Raw genomic sequence first — 20,780 nt, 5'->3', positions numbered from 1 at the left:
TCTGGTGACGGGCTCTCTGTTGGCTGGCATCCGGAACAACTTACTTCTTGCTGATGCCATATTCCCGCAGCTTGTTGGCGATGGCGGTATGCGACACGCCCAGGCGTTTGGCCAGCTGACGGGTCGACGGGAAGGCGGGATAGAGCCGGGCCAGCAGCTGGCTCTCGAAGCGCTTCACCGCATCGTCGAGGTTCCCCTCAAACCACTCGTCGATCAGCGGCATGGTATCGGCCGCCACCGGCAGGTCGATCTGCTCGGGCCCCAGCTCATCCCCTTCCAGCAGTGTCATGGCGCGGTAGAGACAGTTGCGCAGCTGACGCACGTTGCCCGGCCAGCGGTAGGCGGTCAGGTAGTCGGCCATGTTGCGGGTAAAGCGCGGACGGGGTCGCTGCAACTCGCTGGCAAAGCGGGAGACAAACTGCTGGGCCAGCACCATGATGTCTGCCTTGCGCTCTCGCAGGGGGGGCAGCGTCAGACTGAGCACGTTGAGGCGATAGTAGAGATCCTCGCGGAAGGTTCCTTCGTGCACCAGATCCAGCAACTGCTTCTGGGTGGTGCAGATGAAACGCACGTTGACCTTCACCTCCTGCTCGTCACCGACCCGGCGGAACACCCCATCCTGCAGCACCCGCAAAAACTTGGTCTGCAGATGGGGAGACATGTCGCCGATCTCGTCCAGCATCAGGGTGCCGCCGCTCGCCAGCTCCAGCACGCCGCGCTTGCCCTCGGTGTTGTTGCCAAAGGCGCCGGGGGCATAACCAAACAGCTCGCTCTCGGCCACGTTATCGGGCATGGCGGCGCAGTTGAGGGCCATAAAGGGGTGGCTGGAGCGCAGGCTGGCCCCGTGACAGGCACGGGCCAGCAGCTCCTTGCCGGTACCGGTCTCACCGACAATCAGCAGCGGCGCGTCCTGCATCGCCAGTTTGCGCGCTTGCGACAGCACCTCTTTCATCTTGGGGCTCTCGGCCTGCAGATGCTCGAAGCCTCCCACTTCCACCGCATGAAGCGCGCTGAAGTGCAGGCCGACCCGACGGGCAGATTTGAGCACCACCACGGCACCGGCCAGCGCCTGCTTGCCGCGGGCTTCTGCCACGAACAGCGGCATCAGATCTGCCAGATACTCTTCGCCATTGAAACTGAGCTTGCAGGTCTGCGGCTTGATCTCGCTCGCCTCCAGCCAGCGGGTGAAGGAGAACCCCTTGACCAGCGAACCGAGCGCCACCCCGCGCACCTCCTCCACCGGCAAGCCGAGGGTGGTGAGGGCAGACTGATTGGCCTGGGTCACCTTGCCCTTGCTGTCGAGAGAGAAGACCAGATCCGGCAGCGCCTTGAGCAGCGCCTCGATTTCGTGGTGCTCTCGCTCGGAAGGCATGTAAGGGATGGTCTTGACGTCGTAGACGCCGGGAATGCGGCGGATCTCCGGCATCAAATGCTGAAAATCACTGAACTCCAGCTCGGGAAAGTTGAGATAGATGATGCCTGAGGTATCGATTTCGATGCCGCGCAGATCGATATTGTGCTCCACCAGGCGGTCGAGCAGTTCCCGGGTCAGGCCCAGGCGGTCTTCACAGCTGACTTCAAGACGCATTCGGGACACACTTCCTAGCTAACTCTATGAATGAGCGGATAATACAGTCTCGATCCCCCCAGTGCGAGCGCCAGCCCATAAAAATGCGGGCCTGCCCCGCTTTCGCAGGCAGGCCCGAGTCAACCGATGACGCTGGTGTGGGGTGCGATTAGCGGAGCAACTGATCGGTGCGCGCCGCCATGATGAAGTCGTTGCGATGCAAACCGCCGATCTTATGCATCCACCAGCTGACGGTCACCTTCCCCCATTCGGTCAGAAATGCAGGAAGGGGGATACTCCGCCTCAACCTGTTCTCAGATTATCTGGGCAATTGGTCTGTACGCGCAGCCATGATGAAGTCGTTGCGGTGTAATCCGCCGATCTTGTGGGTCCACCAGCTGACGGTCACCTTCCCCCACTCGGTCAGGATGGCCGGATGATGGAACTCCGCTTCCGCCAGCTCCCCCAGGCGGTTGGTAAACGCCAGCGCATCCTTGAAGTTGCGAAACGTAAATTCCCGCCGCAGTTGCAGCGCCCCCTCCACCACCAGCGGCTGCCAGTCGGGAATAAGCTGCATCAGCTCGCGCAGCTCCTCATCGCTCACCTTGGGGGCATCGGCGCGGCACGCTTCACACTGCTGGCTGGCCAGTTCGGACATGGGTTACTCCTGCTTGAATTAATGAAAATGAAATAGGGTTGTTTGCTTTTGGTCAGCTCGCCTGTTTGCCAGCGGGAACCTCAAAGCGCGGCGGATAGAGGCCAAGCCGACTGGCCTCGGCCAGAGCAGCCATGATCTCCTCCCCGGTCAGCTGGTAGAGATGATCGAGACTCGGCAGCACAAAATAGGTGGGCTGCATGATGTCGATGCGATACGGGGTGCGCAGCACAGTCAGTAGATCGAAGGGTTGCAGCAGCGGTTTGCCACAGAGGGCATAGGCGGTCTCGCCGATGGAGGAGAGAATGCCGCCACCGTAGATACGCAGCCCGTCCGGCGTTGCCAAGAGGCCAAACTCCACGGTGAACCAGTAGAGCCGCGCCAGAAAAACCCGCTGCTCCTTGCTCGCCTGCTGCCCCAACTGACCGTATAGGTGGGTGAAGTGGGCAAAGGCCGGATTGGTCAGCATGGCGCAATGGCCGAAGATCTCGTGAAAGATATCGGGCTCTTGCAGGTAGTCGAGCTCGTCGCGGCGCCGGATAAAGGTCGCCACCGGAAACTGGCGATTGGCCAGCAGGGCGAAGAAGCGATCGAACGAGATAAGTGCAGGTACTGCCGCCACCGACCAGCCGGTCGCAGGCTGCAAGACGGCGTTGATCTCGGCCAGCTGGGGGATGCGATCACGGGGCAGCCCCAGCCTGTCGAGACCGGCCAGATATTCGTTACACCCCTTGCCATCGAGGGCGGCGAACTGGCGTTCGATCAGGATCTGCCAGGTACCATGCTCCTCGTTGCTGTAGTGGATCACCCCGTCAGCATCCGGCTGGTGGGCGGTGTAAAAGGTTGCCATAGCGGTTCCATCCTCTGGCGCCACATCAAGGCGCCTTGCCGTTTCATCACGGCTTCACTGTAACGAAATGGCAACAAAAAAAGCAGCCGACCCATGAGTCGGCTGCCTGGAACAGTTGTAAATAAATTGTGACAACCCGCTCACCAATCCCCACTACAGCTTGACCATGATATGGCGCGGCACTGTGTAATCCTCCAGCGCATAGAGGGAGAGATCCTTGCCGTAGCCCGACATCTTCATGCCGCCGTGGGGCATCTCGGAGGTGAGCATGAAGTGGGTGTTGATCCAGGTGCAGCCATATTGCAAGTGGCTGGCCACCTTGCTGGCGAGGCTCAGATCTTTGGTCCAGACCGACGAGGCGAGGCCATAGTCCGAGTCGTTGGCCCACTGCACCACCTGCTCGGCATCGCTGAAACGGGTCACCGACACCACGGGGCCAAACACCTCGCGGCGCACGATCTCATCCTCCTGCCGGGCCCCGACAATCAGGGTCGGCTCGAAGAAGAAGCCGTTGCCGGGACGGATCTTGCCCCCCGCCGTCACCTCCACATGACCGCTGCTCTGGGCCCGCTCGACAAAGCTGGCGACCCGGTTGCGCTGTCTGTCCGAGATAAGCGGCCCCATCTCCACCCCCTCCTCGTACTGGCTTCCCACCTTGATGGAGGCCACCGCATCGGTCATGGCGGCGACGAACTTGTCGTAGATCTTGCCCTGGGCATAGATACGGCAGGCGGCGGTGCAATCCTGGCCTGCGTTGTAGAAACCGAAGGTGCGAATGCCTGCCACCACCGCCTCCAGATCCGCATCGTCGAAGATGATCACCGGCGCCTTGCCCCCCAGTTCAAGGTGGGTGCGTTTCATGGTGCGGGCGGCGCTTTGCAGGATCTTCTGGCCGGTGGCGATATCGCCGGTGAGCGACACCATCCGCACCAGCGGGTGCTCCACCAGCGGCGCCCCTACACTCTCGCCCCGCCCGCAGATGACGTTGATAACGCCGCGGGGGAAGATCTCGCTGGCCAGCTCCGCCAAACGCAGCGCGGTGAGCGGGGTCTGTTCGGAGGGTTTGAGCACCACCGTATTGCCCGCCGCCAGCACCGGCGCCATCTTCCAGGCCGCCATCATCAGCGGGTAGTTCCAGGGGGCGATACTGCCCACAACACCTATGGGATCACGGCGGATCATGCTGGTGTGCCCCTCGAGATACTCCCCCGCCAGCGGCCCTTGCAGGCAGCGGGCCGCCCCGGCAAAGAAGCGGAAGCAGTCCACCACCGCGGGCAGCTCGTCGTTGAGCACAGCCAGATAGGGTTTGCCGCAGTTGAGGGATTCCAGCGCCGCAAACTCCTCGGCGTGGCGCTCGACGAGATCCGCCAGACGCAGCAGCAGATTGCTGCGGCTTGCCGGGGTGGTGCGGCTCCACTGGGCGAAGGCGCGCTGGGCACCGTTCACCGCCCGGTTCACCTGTTCGAACGAGGCTTCGGGCACGGCGGCGATCTGTTCGCCGTTAGCCGGGTTGAGAATGGGTTCGGCCTGCCCCTCGCCGGTCACAAACTGGCCATCAATCAAGAGTTGGGTTGAGAGTTTCATGGTTGCATCCTTGCGCACGCGTTGAATCATCATTTGCCACTGCCAGCAACATCATGGGTGTCGCGAGTGAGGTAGTAGGCAAGCAAAATGGGGATAGTGGTGAAGGCCACTATGATGAGGGCCACCACGTTGGTGACCGGCCTGTCTCGGGGACGGATCAGCTCCTGATACATCCAGATGGGCAGCGTGGTCTGCTGGCCCGCCGTAAAGGTGGTGACGATCACTTCGTCAAAACTCAGGGCAAAGGCCAGCATGCCCCCCGCCAGCAGCGCCGTGGCCAGATTGGGCAGGATCACGTAGCGCAGGGTCTGGAAGCCGTCGGCCCCGAGATCCATCGACGCCTCGATGAGGCTCTGGTTGGTGCGGCGAAAACGGGCCAGCGCATTGTTGTAGACCACCACCACACAGAAGGTGGCGTGGCCGATAACGATGGTCCAGAAGCTGAACGGGATCTCCATCAAGCCGTAGGCGGAGCGCAGCGCGATACCGGTGACGATGCCGGGCAGCGCGATGGGCAGCACCAGCAAGAGCGACACCACCTCCTGACCGAAGAAGCGGCTGCGGGCAATGGCCCCTGCCGCCAAGGTACCGAGGATCATGGCTGCCAGCGTCGCCAGCCCCGCTACCTCCAGTGACAGCTGGATAGCACGCCACACATCGGGACGATTGAGGGTCACCTCGAACCACTTGAGGGTGAGCCCGGGGGGCGGAAACTGGTAACTCTTGCTCTCGCTGGTGAAGGCGTAGAGGAAGATAAACAGAATGGGAAAGTGCAGGAACAAGAGTCCACCGATGGAGGCGTACTTGAGCAGGCCCGAAGGGCGCTCTCCCTGACGGCTCACTAAGCTAGCTGACATGACGGCCTCCTTGCTGCCGGTTCAAAGCGATAGAGTCAAAGCGCATCAAAGGCTCCTAACCGTTTCGCAATCGCCAGATAGATGGCGATGATAAGGATCGGCACCAGCGAGAAGGCGGCGGCAAAGGGCAGATTGCCCGCCGTTCCCTGCTGCATGTAGACCACCTGACCGATATACATGGTCGAGTTGCCGATGATGCCGGGGATGATGTAATCACCTAGGGTCAGCGAAAAGGTGAAAATGGAGCCCGCCACCACACCGGGCAACGCCAGCGGCAGGATCAGGTTGCGAAAGGTCTGGGCGGGTGTTGCCCCCAGATCGCTGCTCGCCTCCAGCAGGGATCGCGGAATACGCTCCACCGCCGCCTGAATGGGCAGGATCATGAAGGGCAGCCAGACATAGACGAACACGATAAAGGTGCCGAGCCGCGAGAAGGAGAGCGACGGGCCCCCTATCACCGGCAAGGAGAGGATGGCATCGAGCAGCCACTCCAGCCCTATGCTGTCGGCCAGCCAGCTTACTACCCCCTCCTTGGCCAAAATCAGCTTCCAGGCGTAGACCCGCACCAGATAGCTGGACCAGAGCGGCAGCATGATCCCCACATAGAACAGCGCCCGGGTCTTGCCACTGGTGTAGCGTGCCATGTAGTAGGCAACCGGAAAACCGAGCAGGGCGCAGGCCAGGGTCACCAGCAGCGACATGCCGACGGTGCGGCCGATCACATCCAGATTCTCCGGCCGTAGCAGGGCGACGAAGTTTTGCAGCCCCAGCTCGTGGCGCACCTGACCGCTGAACTCGTCCAGCCCGAACAGGGAGTTGGAGAGCAACATCAGCAAGGAGCCGACATAGATGATGCCGAGCCACAGCAGCGGCGGCCCCAGCAGGATCGCCAGCAGCAGGCCGGGCCGCCCATAGAGCAGGGTCGAGAGGCGCCGTAGCGGCCTGAAACGGGCTGGTTCGGGCTGATGGTTCATGGCAAGACTCGCACTGTGAGGGGCACTCATGGCTGCGCCCCCTGATGGGCGCCGCTCAGGCGATGGATGGCCTGCTCCGGCCAGCTGAGGCTGACCCTGCTGCCACGGGCCAGACGGGCCTGCCCCTCATTGGGGTGGTTGACGATGATCTCGAGCTGCTCCCCGAGATCAACCCGATAACGGACGAAGGGACCCAGATACTCCACCTCGCGGATCTCCCCCGACCAGCCCGGCGCGCCCGCCTCACCGAGCCGGATCCGCTCCGGGCGCACCATCATCTGGCTGCCGTCACCGCACAGCCGTCTGGCCTGCTCCCCTTCGAACAGATTGACGGTACCGACGAAGCGGGCTACAAACGGCGTCGCCGGAGCGTCGTAGATGGTATCGGGCGCAGCGATCTGCTCGATCTTGCCCTGACTGAAGATGCAGATCCGGTCGCTCATGGAGAGCGCCTCCTGCTGATCGTGGGTGACGAAGATAAAGGTGATGCCCAACTGGCGTTGCAACGCCTTTAGCTCAAGCTGCATCTGCTCGCGCAACTTGAGATCGAGGGCCCCCAGCGGCTCGTCCAGCAGCAGGATGCGTGGCTGGTTGATAAGCGCCCGGGCGATGGCGATGCGCTGGCGCTGGCCGCCGGAGAGCTGGCTTGGGCGGCGCTTGCCGACCCCGGGCAGTCGCACCAGTTCCAGCATCTCGTCCACCTTGCGGTAACGCTCCGCCTTGGCGACCCCCTTGAGCATCAGGCCATAGCCGATGTTGTCGCGCACATCCATGTTGGGAAACAGGGCATAGTCCTGAAACACGGTGTTGAGGTTGCGATCATAGGGCGGCACGGTGGAGCAGGGTTCGCCAAACAGGCGGATCTCCCCGTCGCTCGGGTACTCGAAGCCCGCGATCATCCGCAGGCAAGTGGTCTTGCCGGAACCGCTCGGCCCCAGCAGGGTAAAGAATTCCCCGGAGGGGATCTGGAAAGAGATGTCATCGACCGCCTTCACCTCGCCATAGTGGCGGCTGACCCGGTCAAATTGTACGGCGTTCATGGGGCGTCCTTGTCTGTGCTGGGATGGGCCGGACTCCTGTCCGGCCCGCTTGATTATCCGCTCTCGGCAGTCGTGCAGAGGAGGCGCAGCTCCCCTGCCGTTGGCAAGGTGGCAGCGGTTCCGACCACCTTGCTCACGCCGCCTTAGCGACCGCCCAGAATGGCGATATAGTCGGAGACCCAGCGGTAATAGGGCACGCAAGTTCCCTGGCTCTTGCACTGGGAGACCGGAGTGCGCCAGAAGCGAACCCGATCGAAGTTGTCGATACCGTTGGTTTTGCACCCGGTCGGGCCCAGCAGGGCATTGCCCTCGCAGGCGGCAGGCACCACAGGCACCGAGCCAAACCAGGCGGCGAGATCCCCCTGCAGCTTGTTGCTCAGGGAGTGCTCCAGCCACTTGTAAGCGCAGGTGAGGTTCTTGGCATCGCTGTGCACCATGCTGGTATCGGCCCAACCAGTCACTCCCTCTTTCGGCACAGTGGTGGCGATGGGTTGCTTGTCGGCGATCAGGGTATTGGCCTGGAACGGCCAGGAGCCTGACGCAACCACTCCTTCATTCTTGAAGTCATCGATCTGGACGAAGGCATCATGCCAGTAGCGTCCCACCAGCTGGCGCTGCTTGCGCAGCAGATCGAGGGAGGCCTTGTACTGATCCTCGTTCAGCTCGTAAGGATCCTTGATGCCCAGGGCAGGCTGATGGGTCATCAGATAGAGGGCGGCATCGGCGATGTGGATCGGGCCGTCAAAGGCCTGCACCCGCCCCTTGTTAGACTTGCCATCCGCCAGGGTCTGTTCCTCGAATACCACGTTCCAGGAGTCCGGTGCCTTGGGGAACACCTTGGTGTTGTACATCAGGATATTGCCACCCCACTGGTAGGGCACGCCGTAGTGCTTGCCATCCACAGTGTGCCAGGGGGCATTTTGCAGCCGGGGATCAATCTTGCTGTAGCTCGGGATGAGTGCCAGATTGAGCGCCTGCACCTTGCCACCGGCAATCAGACGCAGACTGGCATCGCCGGAGGCGGTCACCAGATCGAAGCCCCCCTCGTTCATCAAGGCCACCATCTCGTCCGAGGTGGCCGCCGTCTTGACGCTCACCTTGCAGCCGGTCTCTTTCTCGAATCCGGTCACCCAGTCGTAGTTCTTGTCGGTCTCGCCACGCTCAACGTAGCCAGCCCAGGCCACGATATTGAGCTGGCCTTCACCCTTGCCGAGCTCGGTCGGGGCAGCCTGGGTCTGGCCTGCCAGCAGCGCCGGAACAAGAGCCAGCATCAGAGGGGTCAATTTCATCATGCACTCCTTGCATTGTGTTGACTTGCATCAGGTGAAGGAACGCCACCATCGGCGTTAACATCCTGTTAACCAGCAATGAGCTTAGGGGAGTGGCAATACGATGAATATTTCAATTTTTGATGGCTCAGGTATCAGCTAAATCGATATCGAGTGCAGATGAATCTGTTTTTTGGTGGCTACCCCGCAAGAGATGGCTAGCGAGGGAGCGCCTGACGGGCCCGCAACCGGCTCTGATCCCGCGCAATATCGATAAATTCCCGCGCCGTCCAATCCAGCCGAGAACCACGGCGCCACACCAGCCCGATATCGATGGCGGGAATGGGCTCCTTGATGGCGCGCGCCTCGACCCGCTCCTGCTCCAGCGACCAGGGGCGATAGGCAAAATCGGGCAACAAGGCGACCCCGAGCTGGCTCGCCACCAGACTGCGCACTGCCTCCACCGACGCGGTGCGCAGCACGATACGGGGGGAGATGCCGTAGCGGCGCAGGCCGCCACCGATGATCTGATCGAGCTGATCGGCGGTCAGCGAGATCATCGGCTCCTCCCCCAGCGCGGTGAGCGAGAGGGTCGACTCGGCGCAGAGCGGGTGGTTGGCGGCCAGCCAGAGCCGCAGCGGCGAACGGGTCAGCAACTCGGTATCAAACGCCTCTTGCCGGATGGTGCGGTTGGTCATCAGGATCCCCACATCCACCTCACCGTTGACGATCTGGTGCTCCAGAAAAGGCTGTTCATCCTCCTTCACCTCAATCTGTACCGCCGGAAAGGCACGGCGAAAACGGCCGAGCGCCTCTGAGAGGTAGTAACCCGCCACCAAGGTGGTCACGCCGATGGTGAGTCGCCCCTGATCCTGCTGGGCCACCGCTTTGAGGGAGTGGCTCGCCTCGGTCATGGCGCCGAGAATGCGGCGGGCGTGGAGCAAAAACTGGTGGCCCTGAGTGGTGAGAGTGACGCCGCGCGGATTGCGCTCGAATAGCGGGGCGCCGAGCTCGGTCTCCAGCTCGCGAATGGCGCTGGTCACCGCCGACTGGGAGATATGCAGCTCGGCGGCGGCGCGACTCACTGAGAAGCTGTCGGCCACGGCCACAAAATAACGGATCTGGCGAAAGGTAAAGTTCATCGGGCATCCTTGCCGATTGGTACAATGAGTGTGATTGGTAAGATTGACTGCCAGCTTAACCGTAAACGGGCGCCTCGCCAAAACCGGACACTGCTGCCAACTCAATGATCTGCCGATTAAAACCATGCCCCTGCGGCTTGGTGAGCACAACAGGGGCATGGGTCATCGCAGCAAGGTGCAGACAGGGCTATCAGGATTTGTTGAGATACCCCGCCAGCTGGCCGATCAGCCGCTTGCGCAGCTCGCCCAGTTTCGGCTTCTCGTCCGCACACCAGGGCAGCGGGCGGCACGCCTCTATGGTGCGCAGGCCAAGGCGAGCGGTGAGCAGGCCCGCCCCCACCCCTTGCGCCGCGCGGGCAGAGAGCTTGGCGCTAAGCTCGGCCCCCAGCAAGTCCATCCCCACCTCGGTCACCAGCTCGGTGGCGCCGGCGTAGAGCATGTTGCGAAACACCTGACGGATGAGGCGTATGCGGCTCCAATAGCCAAGCTCGATGGCGTAGACATCGGCGATATCCTCGATCATCCGCAGGTTGCGCCACAGCATCAGCATCATGTCGACGGTGGCGAGCGGGCTTAGCGCCACCAGCACGGCAGCCTCCCCCGACCATTTGGCCACCCGCGCCTGCGCCAGCTTGTCGCGCTCGCCGAGTACCAGCTGGCTGTAGAGGGTCAGCACCTCCCGATCGCTGTGGCTCTCGTCGAGCTGGGCCAGCCAGGTCTGATACCCCTCGCGCCCCTTGTCGCCACTTTTGACCGCCAACCCTTCGCAGAATGCCTGCCCCTGCCCGACCCCCTGATGGGCCAGCAGATCTTCTGCCCGTGAGCGCACATCCTGACGCCGTTTGAGAGTGCGCAGCCGCAGCCACTCGCGCCCCACCACGCTGGCGGTTCCCGCCGCCACCAGCGCCGAGGCCGCCAGCCAGGCGCTGCCCCAGAGCGGGGTGGTGAGGAATTGATCGTAAAGAAAGGCGCCATACTGGCCCAACGAGAGCAGACCGACCGCCCCCAGCCCCCACGCCAGCAGCCGATGGCGGCGGCGCGGTTTGCTGACGAGGGTGCTCTCCACCTCGGTGAACTCGTCCAGCTCGTCGAGGCGCTCGAAACTCGCCTCCTCCAGCCGCTGGGCCGGTGCGGGCGGGCGCTCGTCACTGGCCACCGTCAAGGCAGGCTCAAGGATCACCTTGCCCTGCAGCGGTGGCCGCTCTTTTATCTGATCGTTCATCGCATTGTTCTCCTGTGCGCAGCCTTCGGCTCAGGTGCCAAGACCGCACACCGTTATTCGAGGTGATCCCCGAGCAGAAACTCCAGCGCTGCATCGAGCCGGATATGGGGCAGCGCCTGATGGGCGCTCATGGGCATGGGACGAAACGCCTGAAAATCAAAACCCTGACTGTTCCACCACTGTGCGGGGGGAATATGAGGCGGCACTTCACCCGGGAACAGCAGCAGCGGCTCACCGCTCAGGCTGGTGCCACGGATGGCGGGAAACTCGCGGCCATTGGCCACCCCCTTGCCCACCTCGGTCGCCTTGATGGCGGCGAGCGCCAGACACTCAGTGGTGATCCCCTCAAAACGGGCCTGACCGCGGCCGCTGCGCACCAGATGCTGCAGCAGGGAGACCATGGGCGCATGCTGTTCGGGGGTGACGTGATCGGCTTTGCTCGCCACAAACAGCAGCTTGTCAATACGGGGCGAAAAGAGTCGCCGCCACCAGTTGCTCTTGCCGTAGGCAAAGCTCTCCATGATGCGGGCGATGGCCTGCTGCATGTCGCCAAAGCTGGCCGCCCCGGCGTTGAGAGGCTGTAGGCAATCCACCAGCACGATCTGGCGATCAAAGCCGGCAAAGTGCTGCTCATAAAAACCCTGCACCAGATGCTGTTTGTACTGCTCGAAGCGCTGCTTGAGAGTGGCGTAAAGAGTGCCATCGGCGGGCTCGCTGGCAGGCATATCCCACACCCAGGGGACAAACTGCAGCATGGGGGCACCGGCATACTCGCCCGGCAAGACGAAGCGGCCGGGCTGGATCAGGTGCAGCCCCAGCTCCTGTTTGCAAGCATGCAAGTAGGCGGTGTAACGCTCGGCTAGCTCAGCCACCGGCCGCTCTTCGAAGCGCTGATCGACCTGCCACCCGGGTGTCAGCCAGCTGGCGGCAAGTGCCTGCAGCTCTGGGCGACGAAGCTGCTCGCGCACCTGTTCGCTCCACTGCTCGTAGCTCATCTCAAGGAGCGGCAAGTCGAGCAGCCACTCCCCGGGGTAGTCCACCAGATCCACGTAGAGGGTCGAGATCTCCCCCAGATGCTTGCGCAGAGGATGACGGGTGCGATAGCGAATTTCGAGACGCACTTCGGCCACGCCGCGGGTGGGCTCGGGCCAGGCTGGTGGAACGCCCAACAGGGAGTCGAGGCCACGTTCGTAGGCAAAGGTGGGAATGTGGGCATTGAGCTGCGGCACCCGGCGGGCGCCGAGGATACGCCCCTGACGCAGGGCATCCCACAACGGCAAACGGCCGTCGATGGCCGCGTGTTCCAGCTGGTTGACCAGTGCCGTGATAAAGGCGGTCTTGCCGCTGCGAGAGAGGCCGGTCACCGCCAGCCGGATATGGCGATCCCGCACCCGGTTCACCACGTCGTTCGCCTTGTGTTGCAGGCGAGTCAACTTCTGTTCCAGTTTATTGAGTATCAAGGCTTGATCCGTTCTCCCTTGGTGGTTGCATCCGGCGTGATTGGCCGTGCGAGAGGTCGACCGCTTATCCACGTCTGGATAGTTGTCGTCGATGGTGGATCATCACAGAAGATTCCACCATCGACATTGAGTGCTTTGGCAAGCACTACAGCTTGCGAAACTCCCGCTGCAGGGTGAACTCCCTGGAGGTCACCAGCTTCTCGATCCGCTGAACTCTGGGCTCCAGCGCGTCAAGTTCCTGCGCGATGCGGCCCAGCGCCTGATGAGGGGTGATCCCCGCCTGCCAGCTGCGCGCTTTCATCCGCACCTCGGCAAAGTCGGCATCCTCTTGCGAATAGAGGGTGACCGGCTTTTTGTCGAGCAGGAACCAGGCTGCGATATAGGCGGTGAAGGTAATGAAACCTGCGAAGATAAGGCCACTGATGGCGAGCAGCCGCACGATCCAGGTCTCCACCCCGAAGTACTCTGCCAAACCGGCACAGATCCCGGCTATCTTGCCGCGCTGGGGATCGCGATAAAGGTTACGCCCTTCACGACTGACACTGCTCATACCTTGTTCCTCCAACCGGGTACTTCCGCATCCAGAATCGATTCCAGCGCGCCCACTCGCTCCTGCATCTTCTCGGTGCGAGCCAGCAGCCCTTGCAGCTGTTCCCGCTCGCTATCGGCAAGACCGGCGCCAATCCGCCCCTTGGCACGATAGTGCAGCACCAGCCAGATGGGAGCCACCACCACCATGAAGACCACCATGGGAACCATCAATACGCCCAGCAGATCTTCCATCTGTTACTCCCCCTGTTTGCCTTCGCTTTTACTGTCGCCCTGACCCAGCTTCTGGCGCATGGCTTCCAGCTCACGGCTTATCTGATCGTCCACTTCCAGCTCGGCAAACTGCTGCGCCAGCGCCTTGTCGGACTGACCCAGATCGGCGCGCGCTTCCATTTCGTCGATGCGACGCTCCATCCGCTCAAACTTGCTCACCACCGCCTGGCTCTCGCCACGGGCTACCTGGCTCTGCACATTGAGACGGCTGCTGGCCGCTTCGGTGCGAATGGCCATCGCCTTTTGACGGGCGCGGGCATCTTCCAGCTTGGCTTCGAGCTGGCGGATCTCCTCACCCAGCTTCTCGATACCGCTGTCGACCGCTTGCTGCTCGCGGTAGAGGGTCTCTGACAACTCGGTCTGTTTCTTCTTCTCGATAAGGGCGGCGCGGGCCAGATCTTCACGCCCCTTGGTCAGGGCCAGCTCGGCCTTGGCTTGCCACTCGTCGACCCGCTCCTGATGACGGGCGACCTGACGGCCAATCTCTTTCTGGCTGGCGAGGAAGCGAGCCAGATTGGAGCGTTCCTTGACCAGCTCGTCCTCCATCTCCTGGATGATCAGGCGCACCATCTTCTGGGGATCTTCTGCCTTGTCGAGCAGGGCCGTCAGGTTGGAATTGATGATGTCGGCCAGACGGGAAAAAATACTCATGATTGCACTCCTGTTATTGGCATGGCGTTGTTTCTCCATTGACAATGGCAACTTGTGTGCCAATCTGGAACAAAATTTAACTTGTTGATTTATATGGGGCAGAATAGCCGGATTGCAAGATTCCTCGCGCAAGAGATGATTAAAATCACCAACTTTTGGTAAGATTTACCAGCTTTTACAACTGACAGGGATCACTATGACCACGGCCACGGAAAGCCTGCTGGGGGAATCCAACGCATTTCTCGAGATCATTGAGCAGGCCTCACGGCTCGCCCCGCTGCGCAAACCCGTGTTGATCATCGGTGAGCGGGGGACGGGCAAGGAGCTGATCGCCCACCGCCTACATTATCTCTCGGCGCGCTGGGATCAAAGCTTTGTCACCATCAACTGCGCCACCCTGAGCGAGAGCCTGCTGGAGACCGAGCTGTTCGGTCACGAAGCGGGATCGTTTACCGGCGCGGCCAAGCGCCATCAGGGCCGCTTCGAGCGGGCCGATGGCGGCACCCTCTTCCTCGACGAGCTGGCCACCACCAGCGCCAGGGTGCAGGAGAAGTTGCTGCGGGTCATCGAGTATGGCGAGTTCGAGCGGGTGGGTGGGGCCAAGCCCCTCAAGGTGGATGTGCGGCTGGTCTGCGCCACCAACGAGGATCTCCCTGCGCTGGCCGACAAGGGGCAGTTTCGCCACGATCTGCTCGACCGGCTCGCGTTTGATGTGATCACCCTCCCCCCCTTGCGGGAGCGGCGGGAAGATATCCTGATGCTGGCGGAGCATTTCGCCCACAGCATGACCCGGGAGCTGGGTTATCCGCTGTTTGCCGGTTTCTCGCGCAAGGCAACCCAGCTGCTGCTGGATTACCACTGGCCGGGCAACGTACGGGAGCTGAAGAACGTGGTGGAGCGCAGCATCTACCGTCAGGGCAATCCCCAACTGCCGCTCTCGACCCTGGTGCTCAACCCGTTTGATTCCCCCTGGCGACCACAGGCCACGCAACCTGCGCAAGAGGCCCGAAGCGAGGTACAATCTGCATCCCCCCTCGCCTTGCCGCTCGATCTCAAGCAGGCGGTGGCGGAGTACGAGATTAATTTACTCAAGCAAGCGATGCAGCAATCCCAGTATAATCAGCGCAAAGCCGCTCAACTGCTGGCCTTAAGCTATCACCAGTTCCGTGGCATGCTACGCAAATATCAGCTGCTGGATGGCGATAACGATGCAGAACAAGAGTGAAGGAGCGCGGTTGATGCCGACTCCAGCAACACGCCAGCCTTCGCGCTGGCACATTTGTATCAAAACGTGCGTACAAAACCCCTATAAGAACATGGTTCAACAATGAGAATGCTCACACCCTTGCTGCTGGGTCTGCTGGTGCTGGTCACCGGCTGCCAGAAGCAACCCGAGGCCTCCAAAACCGGACTCATCTATTGTGCTGAGGGATCCCCCCTCTCCTTCAATCCCCATGTTTCCAACTCCGGGGTGACACTGGATGCCAGTGCCCGTCCGCTCTACGACCGCCTGCTGGAGGTGAACCCCAACACCCTGGCGCTGGAGCCGGCGCTCGCCACCAACTGGCATGTCAGCGAGGATGGCCTCACCTATACCCTGACCCTGCGCAAGGGGGTGACGTTTCACCATACCCCCTGGTTCAAGCCCACCCGCACTTTCAATGCCGATGACGTGGTCTTCACCTATGCCCGCCAGCTTGACGAGCAGCACCCCTATCACAATGTCTCCGGCGGCGATTACCCCTACTTCTACAGCCTGGGGCAAGATCTGCTGATCAAGCGGGTGAGCAAAAAGGGGCCGCAGACGGTAGTGTTCGAGCTGAACCAGCCGAACGCCTCCTTCCTCGCCACTCTGGCCAGCGACTATGCGGTGATCCTCTCCGCCGAATACGCCGAGCAGATGTTGCAGGCGGGCACCCCAGCCCTGCTCGATAGCCGCCCTATCGGCACCGGGCCGTTCAGCTTCAAGGAGTATCGCCACAACGAGTTCATTCGCTATCTGCGCCACCCCGGCTATTGGGGCGGCGATGCCAAGATTGAACAGCTGGTCTACGACATTACCCCCAAATCCGCCAAACGGCTGGCCAAGCTGCTGACCGGCGAGTGCGACGTGATGAGCACCCCTTCCGCCAGCCAGCTCTCGGTGATCAAGCAAAATCCGGCGCTGAGCCTCTCGGTCCAGTCGGGGATGAACGTCGCCTTTTTGGCCCTCAATACCCGCAAGCCGCCATTCAACAACGTCAAGGTGCGGCAGGCCATTGCCAGCGCCATCAATATCGACAACCTGCTGCAAGCGGTCTATTTCGATACCGGCCTGCCCGCCAACAGCCTGCTGCCGACCCTCTCATGGGGGTACAACCCCAGCCTGCCCGAGCGCAAGCCCGACCTGAAACGGGCGCGCCAGCTGCTCAAGGAGGCGGGACTGGAGAAAGGGTTCGAGATGCAGGTACTGGTACAGCCGGACGCCCGCCCCTACAACCCGGATGCGGTCAAGACCGCCCAGCTGATCCGCAGCGATCTGGCCAAGGTCGGGATCAAGCTCAAGATCGTGCAACGGGAGTGGCCGGTGATTGAAGGCCGTCTCACCAAGGGGCAGTACGACAGCCTGCTCTCCGGCTGGATTGCCGACAACGCCGACCCGGACAACTTCTTCCGCCAGCTGCTGAGCTGCTCGGCAGTGGAGCGCGGCAACAACTACAGCCGCTGGTGTAGCCCGGCCTTCGATCAGCTGCTGGATGATGCGGTCACCACGCCCCAGCTCTCGTTCCGGCTGCGCAACTACTACTATGCCCAGACCCTGCTCAACGAACAGCTGCCGCTGATCCCGCTGGCACACGCCTTGCGTACCCAGGTCAGCCGCAGCGACATCGAGGGGCTGACGCTGATGCCCTTTGGCGGCACCTCCTTCAACCAGGCTCACAGGGAGTAAGCATGCTTCTATACACCTTGCGCCGCATCAACCTGCTGCTCATCACCCTGCTGGCGCTGACCTTTGTCGCCTATCTGCTGGACTATCGGCTGATCGGCAATCAGCTCAGCTTCTGGAGCGGCTATCCCGACTTCCTGCGCCGCATTTTCGCAGGTGACCTGGGGCTCTCCAGCGTCTCCGGGCTACCGGTGCTGGACGAGATCCGCCACTACTTCCCGGCGACCCTGATCCTCTGTCTGGCGGCGTTCGCCATCTCATTGCTGGTGGGCATTCCTCTCGGCACCCTGGCGGCCCTGTCCCAGGGCAAGACGCTGGATCTCTCCATCATGGCTGCCGGTCTTATCGGCTATGCGGTGCCTGTGTTCTGGCTGGCGCTGCTGGTGGTAATGCTCTTTTCGCTGGATCTCGGCTGGTTGCCAGCCTCCGGGCAGATCAGCCTGCTCTACGACGTGCCCCCCATTACCGGCATCGCGGTGATCGATGTGCTGCTCAGCAACGAACCCTGGCGGCAAGCGGCGCTGCACGATGCCCTGCGCCACCTCATTCTCCCATCACTGGTGCTGGCGGTGGTGCCCACCACCGAGGTGATCCGCCATGTGCGCAGCTCCCTCATCGACGTGATGAAGCAGAACTACATCAAGGCGGCGGCGAGCCGGGGCCTTTCCAAGGCGCAGATCGTCTGGCGCCATGGTCTGAAGAACGCCCTGCCGCCGGTACTGCCGCTGCTGGGTCTGCAACTGGGTAGCGTGCTCACCTCCGCCATGATCACCGAGGTGGTGTTCGAGTGGCACGGGATCGGCCGCTGGCTCATCAGCAGCATCGCCCTGCAGGATTACGCCGCCATTCGCGGCGCGACTCTGGTGGTGGCCAGTTTCGTGATCCTGACCAGCGTCAGCACCGAGTTGCTGACCACCCTTATCTATCCGGCACGGCGCAAAGAGTTGTATGCCAAACAAGATTGAACGCGCTCATGGCGTGACCAGGAGCCAGGTATCCTATGCAAGATAAATCGAACATCTATCCCGAGCTCAAGATCCTCTCGCCCCTTGAGCAGACGTGGGCCTCCTACAGCCGCAATCCGTTGGCGATGGCGGGGCTCTGGTGCTTTTTGCTGTTGCTGCTCATCACGCTGGTGGGGCCGCTGGTCGTCCCCTACGGCATCGATGAACAGCACACCGACAAGCTGCTGCTCGCCCCCTCGTGGGCGGCGACCGGCAACATCGACTACTTCCTCGGCACCGATGATTTGGGGCGCGACATGCTCTCCCGGCTGGTGGTGGGGGCACGTCTCACCTTCGGCTGTGCCCTTGTCGTGGTGGTGATCGCCATGGTGGTGGGCTCCGCCATCGGCATACTCGGCGGCATGAGCAAGGGGCTGAAATCGAGCGTGCTGCACCACCTGCTCGATACCCTGCTCTCCATCCCCTCCCTGCTGATGGCCATCATCATGGTTGCCATTCTGGGGCCGGGCCTTGGCAATACCCTGATCGCCATTACCCTGGCATTGATCCCCCCCTTTATCCGGGCCACTTACAACGCGGTGCATGCCGAGATGCAGAAGGAGTACATCATTGCCAGTCGGCTCGATGGCTCGCCCCCCTTCAGGATCATGCGGCTGGCTATTTTGCCCAATATCGTCGAGACCCTGGTGGCCCAGACCACCCGCACCTTGTCGGCGGCCATTCTCGATATCTCGGCGGTCGGGTTTCTCGGTCTCGGCGCCCAGTCTCCCCAACCTGAGTGGGGCACCATGCTGGCCGATTCGAGCGATCTTATCTATCTCGCACCCTGGACCGTCACTTTGCCGGGCATGGCTATCCTGTTCAGCGTGCTGGCCACCAACCTGGTTGGTGAAGGCATCCGCGAAGCACTCAAAGAGGGGAATGACTGATGCCGCTGCTCGATATTCGCAATCTCACCATCGAGATCGACACCCCGCAAGGCAAGGTCAAGGCGGTGGACAAGGTGAGCCTGACCCTGACCGAGGGGGAGATCCGCGGTCTGGTGGGTGAATCCGGCTCCGGTAAAAGTCTGATCGCCAAAGTGATCGTCGGAATCGAGAAGGACAACTGGACGGTACGTGCCGACCGGATGCGCTTCAACGACATGGATCTGCTGACCATGGCCCCCAAGGAGCGCCGGCGCATCATGGGCCGCGAGATCGCCATGATCTTCCAGGACCCCATCAGCTGTCTCGATCCCTCCGAGGAGATCGGCACCCAGCTGGAAGAGGCGATCCCGACCGATTCGTTCGAGGGACAATTCTGGCAGCGCTTCCAGTGGCGCAAGAAGAAAGCCATCGCCCTGCTGCACCGGGTAGGCGTCAAGGATCACCGCAAGGTGATGCGCGCCTATCCCCACGAGCTGTCGGATGGCATGTGCCAGAAGGTGATGATCGCCATGGCCATTGCCAACCAGCCGCGTCTGCTGGTAGCCGACGAGCCCACCAGCGCCATGGAGTCCACCACCCACTCCCAGATCCTGCGACTGCTGGACAAGATGAACAAGCTGGGCAACACCACCATCCTGATCATCAGTAACGACATCGCCGCCATCGCCAATCTGACCGATACCATCAACGTGATGTATTGCGGCCAGATGGTGGAAGTGGGCACCCGGGAGCAGATCCTCGAGACCCCGCATCACCCCTATACCGATGCCCTGCTCAAATCGATCCCCGACTTTGACAAGCTGGTGCGCCACAAGTCGCGCCTCGAGACCCTGCCCGGCGTCATCCCGCCGCTGCAACACCTGCCCATCGGCTGCCGTCTGGGGCCGCGCTGCCCCTACGCCCAGAAGCAGTGCGTGCAAACTCCGTTGATGAACAAGATCAAGGGCCATCAGTTCAGCTGCCACTTCCCGCTGAACATGGAGGAGCCAAAAAAATGATGACCGTTAATGCCCCCATGAAGGAGCCCCGCTTGTGATCGAGCCATCCCTGTTGCAGGTCAGAGGCCTTAGCAAAACCTACCAGAACCGTACCGGTCTGTTTCGTCGTCAGGCGGTGGAGGCGATCAAGCCCCTCTCGTTCGATCTCGAAGTGGGTCAGACCCTCGCCATCGTCGGCGAGGCAGGCTCCGGCAAGAGCACCCTCGCCCGCATTCTGGCTGGTATGATCGAACCCACCAGCGGCGACATCGCCATCGACGGCCAGCTGATGGTGCATGGCGATTACCAGACTCGCTGCAAACTGCTGCGGATGATTTTTCAGGATCCCAACACCTCGCTGAACCGCAAGATCCGGGTCGGCCAGATCCTGGAGACGCCGCTGCGTCTCAACACCGAGATGACCGAGGAGGAGCGCCGCGAGAAGGTGGTGCAGACCCTGCGTATGGTGGGGATGCTGCCGGATCACGCCCTGTTCTATCCGCAGATGCTCTCCTCCGGTCAGCAGCAGCGGGTGGCGCTGGCGCGGGCACTGATCCTCAACCCCAAGATAGTGGTGGCCGATGAGGCGCTCTCCACCCTGGATATCTCGGTGCGCTCCCAGATCATCAACCTGCTGCTGGAGATGCAGGAGACCATGGGGCTCAGCTATGTGCTGGTAGCCAACGATCTGGGTATCGTCAGCCATATCAGCGACGAGGTGCTGGTAATGCACGAAGGTCGGGTGGTGGAGCGCGGCAAAACCCTCAAGGTATTTGCCGATCCCCAGCATGAGGTGACCCGGCGTCTCATCCAGAACTACAACAACGAATACCGCAAATAGAGAGGCGCTGGCCGCCTCCCTTGCCGCTGTGTTTCGCCGAGCTCACTCGG

The 20,780-nt window shown here is 61.8% G+C and carries 19 protein-coding genes and 1 pseudogene; 6 read left to right on the top strand and 14 right to left on the bottom strand.

All coding sequences use genetic code 11. The annotated features are described in order from the left end of the window. Nucleotides 1-40: 40 nt before the first annotated feature. The 14 genes and pseudogenes from tyrR to pspA form a co-directional block, all read right to left on the bottom strand. Nucleotides 41-1,588 carry a transcriptional regulator TyrR gene (tyrR, locus tag I6L44_RS04865; protein ID WP_216953439.1) on the bottom strand — a complete coding sequence of 516 codons (1,548 nt, stop codon included), beginning with the start codon at nucleotides 1,586-1,588 and terminating at the stop codon, nucleotides 41-43. 148 nt (nucleotides 1,589-1,736) lie between these two features. Then, a pseudogene (locus tag I6L44_RS04855) lies at nucleotides 1,737-2,225 on the bottom strand (4a-hydroxytetrahydrobiopterin dehydratase). Nucleotides 2,226-2,277: 52 nt separating this feature from the next. Further along, on the bottom strand, nucleotides 2,278-3,072 hold the full coding sequence (gene phhA / locus I6L44_RS04850; RefSeq protein ID WP_043824799.1) for a phenylalanine 4-monooxygenase: 795 nt from the start codon (nucleotides 3,070-3,072) through the stop codon (nucleotides 2,278-2,280). 153 nt (nucleotides 3,073-3,225) lie between these two features. Next, nucleotides 3,226-4,656 carry a gamma-aminobutyraldehyde dehydrogenase gene (locus I6L44_RS04845; protein WP_216953438.1) on the bottom strand — a complete coding sequence of 477 codons (1,431 nt, stop codon included), beginning with the start codon at nucleotides 4,654-4,656 and terminating at the stop codon, nucleotides 3,226-3,228. A 29-nt stretch (nucleotides 4,657-4,685) separates the two neighbouring features. Then, the gene (locus I6L44_RS04840) at nucleotides 4,686-5,513 is read right to left on the bottom strand and encodes an ABC transporter permease (protein ID WP_216953437.1); all 828 of its coding nucleotides are present in this window, start codon (nucleotides 5,511-5,513) and stop codon (nucleotides 4,686-4,688) included. Nucleotides 5,514-5,548: 35 nt separating this feature from the next. Next, nucleotides 5,549-6,517, bottom strand: coding sequence for an ABC transporter permease (locus tag I6L44_RS04835; RefSeq protein ID WP_058056952.1), 969 nt, complete (start codon nucleotides 6,515-6,517; stop codon nucleotides 5,549-5,551). Then, the gene (locus I6L44_RS04830; RefSeq protein WP_040069348.1) at nucleotides 6,514-7,527 is read right to left on the bottom strand and encodes an ABC transporter ATP-binding protein; all 1,014 of its coding nucleotides are present in this window, start codon (nucleotides 7,525-7,527) and stop codon (nucleotides 6,514-6,516) included. Before I6L44_RS04830 ends, I6L44_RS04835 begins: the two co-directional genes overlap by 4 nt. A 143-nt stretch (nucleotides 7,528-7,670) precedes the next feature. Then, nucleotides 7,671-8,816 carry an ABC transporter substrate-binding protein gene (locus tag I6L44_RS04825; protein WP_139433233.1) on the bottom strand — a complete coding sequence of 382 codons (1,146 nt, stop codon included), beginning with the start codon at nucleotides 8,814-8,816 and terminating at the stop codon, nucleotides 7,671-7,673. Nucleotides 8,817-9,013: 197 nt separating this feature from the next. Next, nucleotides 9,014-9,937 carry a LysR family transcriptional regulator gene (locus tag I6L44_RS04820; protein WP_005361174.1) on the bottom strand — a complete coding sequence of 308 codons (924 nt, stop codon included), beginning with the start codon at nucleotides 9,935-9,937 and terminating at the stop codon, nucleotides 9,014-9,016. 190 nt (nucleotides 9,938-10,127) lie between these two features. Next, nucleotides 10,128-11,159 (bottom strand): YcjF family protein, encoded by a 1,032-nt coding sequence (locus I6L44_RS04815; RefSeq protein WP_216953436.1) that lies wholly within the window; start codon nucleotides 11,157-11,159, stop codon nucleotides 10,128-10,130. A 53-nt stretch (nucleotides 11,160-11,212) separates the two neighbouring features. Further along, the gene (locus tag I6L44_RS04810; protein ID WP_216953435.1) at nucleotides 11,213-12,619 is read right to left on the bottom strand and encodes a YcjX family protein; all 1,407 of its coding nucleotides are present in this window, start codon (nucleotides 12,617-12,619) and stop codon (nucleotides 11,213-11,215) included. Between the two features lie 145 nt (nucleotides 12,620-12,764). After that, nucleotides 12,765-13,169 (bottom strand): envelope stress response membrane protein PspC, encoded by a 405-nt coding sequence (gene pspC / locus I6L44_RS04805; RefSeq protein WP_005333670.1) that lies wholly within the window; start codon nucleotides 13,167-13,169, stop codon nucleotides 12,765-12,767. Then, nucleotides 13,166-13,402 (bottom strand): envelope stress response membrane protein PspB, encoded by a 237-nt coding sequence (gene pspB / locus I6L44_RS04800; protein ID WP_005333672.1) that lies wholly within the window; start codon nucleotides 13,400-13,402, stop codon nucleotides 13,166-13,168. Before pspB ends, pspC begins: the two co-directional genes overlap by 4 nt. A gap of 3 nt (nucleotides 13,403-13,405) precedes the next feature. Beyond that, nucleotides 13,406-14,092, bottom strand: a complete 687-nt coding sequence (gene pspA / locus I6L44_RS04795) for a phage shock protein PspA (protein WP_005361184.1) — start codon at nucleotides 14,090-14,092, stop codon at nucleotides 13,406-13,408. A gap of 196 nt (nucleotides 14,093-14,288) precedes the next feature. Here pspA and pspF point away from each other — a divergent pair, with 196 nt between their 5' ends. The 6 genes from pspF (at nucleotide 14,289) to I6L44_RS04765 (ending at nucleotide 20,730) form a co-directional block, all read left to right on the top strand. Then, entirely contained in the window at nucleotides 14,289-15,317 is a 1,029-nt protein-coding gene (gene pspF / locus I6L44_RS04790) for a phage shock protein operon transcriptional activator (RefSeq protein WP_129503869.1), read from the top strand. A 108-nt stretch (nucleotides 15,318-15,425) separates the two neighbouring features. Continuing rightward, the gene (sapA, locus tag I6L44_RS04785; RefSeq protein WP_041202111.1) at nucleotides 15,426-17,021 is read left to right on the top strand and encodes an ABC transporter substrate-binding protein SapA; all 1,596 of its coding nucleotides are present in this window, start codon (nucleotides 15,426-15,428) and stop codon (nucleotides 17,019-17,021) included. Nucleotides 17,022-17,023: 2 nt separating this feature from the next. Beyond that, nucleotides 17,024-17,983 (top strand): ABC transporter permease subunit, encoded by a 960-nt coding sequence (locus I6L44_RS04780; RefSeq protein ID WP_158109240.1) that lies wholly within the window; start codon nucleotides 17,024-17,026, stop codon nucleotides 17,981-17,983. Between the two features lie 35 nt (nucleotides 17,984-18,018). Further along, nucleotides 18,019-18,912 (top strand): ABC transporter permease subunit, encoded by an 894-nt coding sequence (locus I6L44_RS04775; RefSeq protein WP_216953434.1) that lies wholly within the window; start codon nucleotides 18,019-18,021, stop codon nucleotides 18,910-18,912. Beyond that, a complete protein-coding gene (locus tag I6L44_RS04770; RefSeq protein WP_005333679.1) occupies nucleotides 18,912-19,910 on the top strand; it encodes an oligopeptide/dipeptide ABC transporter ATP-binding protein in 999 nt (332 codons plus the stop codon). The genes I6L44_RS04775 and I6L44_RS04770 overlap by 1 nt, the downstream gene beginning before the upstream one ends. 34 nt (nucleotides 19,911-19,944) lie before the next feature. Beyond that, nucleotides 19,945-20,730: an ABC transporter ATP-binding protein gene (locus I6L44_RS04765; protein ID WP_005333681.1), complete on the top strand. Its 786-nt coding sequence runs from the start codon at nucleotides 19,945-19,947 to the stop codon at nucleotides 20,728-20,730. Nucleotides 20,731-20,780 lie beyond the last annotated feature (50 nt).

It is taken from the genome of Aeromonas sp. FDAARGOS 1414, from assembly GCF_019047065.1.
Taxonomy (GTDB): domain Bacteria; phylum Pseudomonadota; class Gammaproteobacteria; order Enterobacterales; family Aeromonadaceae; genus Aeromonas; species Aeromonas veronii_A.
Note: the sequence above shows the minus strand (reverse complement) of the source record. Positions and strands in the feature narration are given on the sequence as shown.

Coding starts and splice junctions, on each gene's coding strand:
- tyrR (WP_216953439.1), bottom strand. CDS start 1,588: ATGCGTCTTGAAGTCAGCTGTGAAGACCGCCTGGGCCTGACCCGGGAA.
- phhA (WP_043824799.1), bottom strand. CDS start 3,072: ATGGCAACCTTTTACACCGCCCACCAGCCGGATGCTGACGGGGTGATC.
- I6L44_RS04845 (WP_216953438.1), bottom strand. CDS start 4,656: ATGAAACTCTCAACCCAACTCTTGATTGATGGCCAGTTTGTGACCGGC.
- I6L44_RS04840 (WP_216953437.1), bottom strand. CDS start 5,513: ATGTCAGCTAGCTTAGTGAGCCGTCAGGGAGAGCGCCCTTCGGGCCTG.
- I6L44_RS04835 (WP_058056952.1), bottom strand. CDS start 6,517: ATGAGTGCCCCTCACAGTGCGAGTCTTGCCATGAACCATCAGCCCGAA.
- I6L44_RS04830 (WP_040069348.1), bottom strand. CDS start 7,527: ATGAACGCCGTACAATTTGACCGGGTCAGCCGCCACTATGGCGAGGTG.
- I6L44_RS04825 (WP_139433233.1), bottom strand. CDS start 8,816: ATGAAATTGACCCCTCTGATGCTGGCTCTTGTTCCGGCGCTGCTGGCA.
- I6L44_RS04820 (WP_005361174.1), bottom strand. CDS start 9,937: ATGAACTTTACCTTTCGCCAGATCCGTTATTTTGTGGCCGTGGCCGAC.
- I6L44_RS04815 (WP_216953436.1), bottom strand. CDS start 11,159: ATGAACGATCAGATAAAAGAGCGGCCACCGCTGCAGGGCAAGGTGATC.
- pspC (WP_005333670.1), bottom strand. CDS start 13,169: ATGAGCAGTGTCAGTCGTGAAGGGCGTAACCTTTATCGCGATCCCCAG.
- pspB (WP_005333672.1), bottom strand. CDS start 13,402: ATGGAAGATCTGCTGGGCGTATTGATGGTTCCCATGGTGGTCTTCATG.
- pspA (WP_005361184.1), bottom strand. CDS start 14,092: ATGAGTATTTTTTCCCGTCTGGCCGACATCATCAATTCCAACCTGACG.
- pspF (WP_129503869.1), top strand. CDS start 14,289: ATGACCACGGCCACGGAAAGCCTGCTGGGGGAATCCAACGCATTTCTC.
- sapA (WP_041202111.1), top strand. CDS start 15,426: ATGCTCACACCCTTGCTGCTGGGTCTGCTGGTGCTGGTCACCGGCTGC.
- I6L44_RS04780 (WP_158109240.1), top strand. CDS start 17,024: ATGCTTCTATACACCTTGCGCCGCATCAACCTGCTGCTCATCACCCTG.
- I6L44_RS04775 (WP_216953434.1), top strand. CDS start 18,019: ATGCAAGATAAATCGAACATCTATCCCGAGCTCAAGATCCTCTCGCCC.
- I6L44_RS04770 (WP_005333679.1), top strand. CDS start 18,912: ATGCCGCTGCTCGATATTCGCAATCTCACCATCGAGATCGACACCCCG.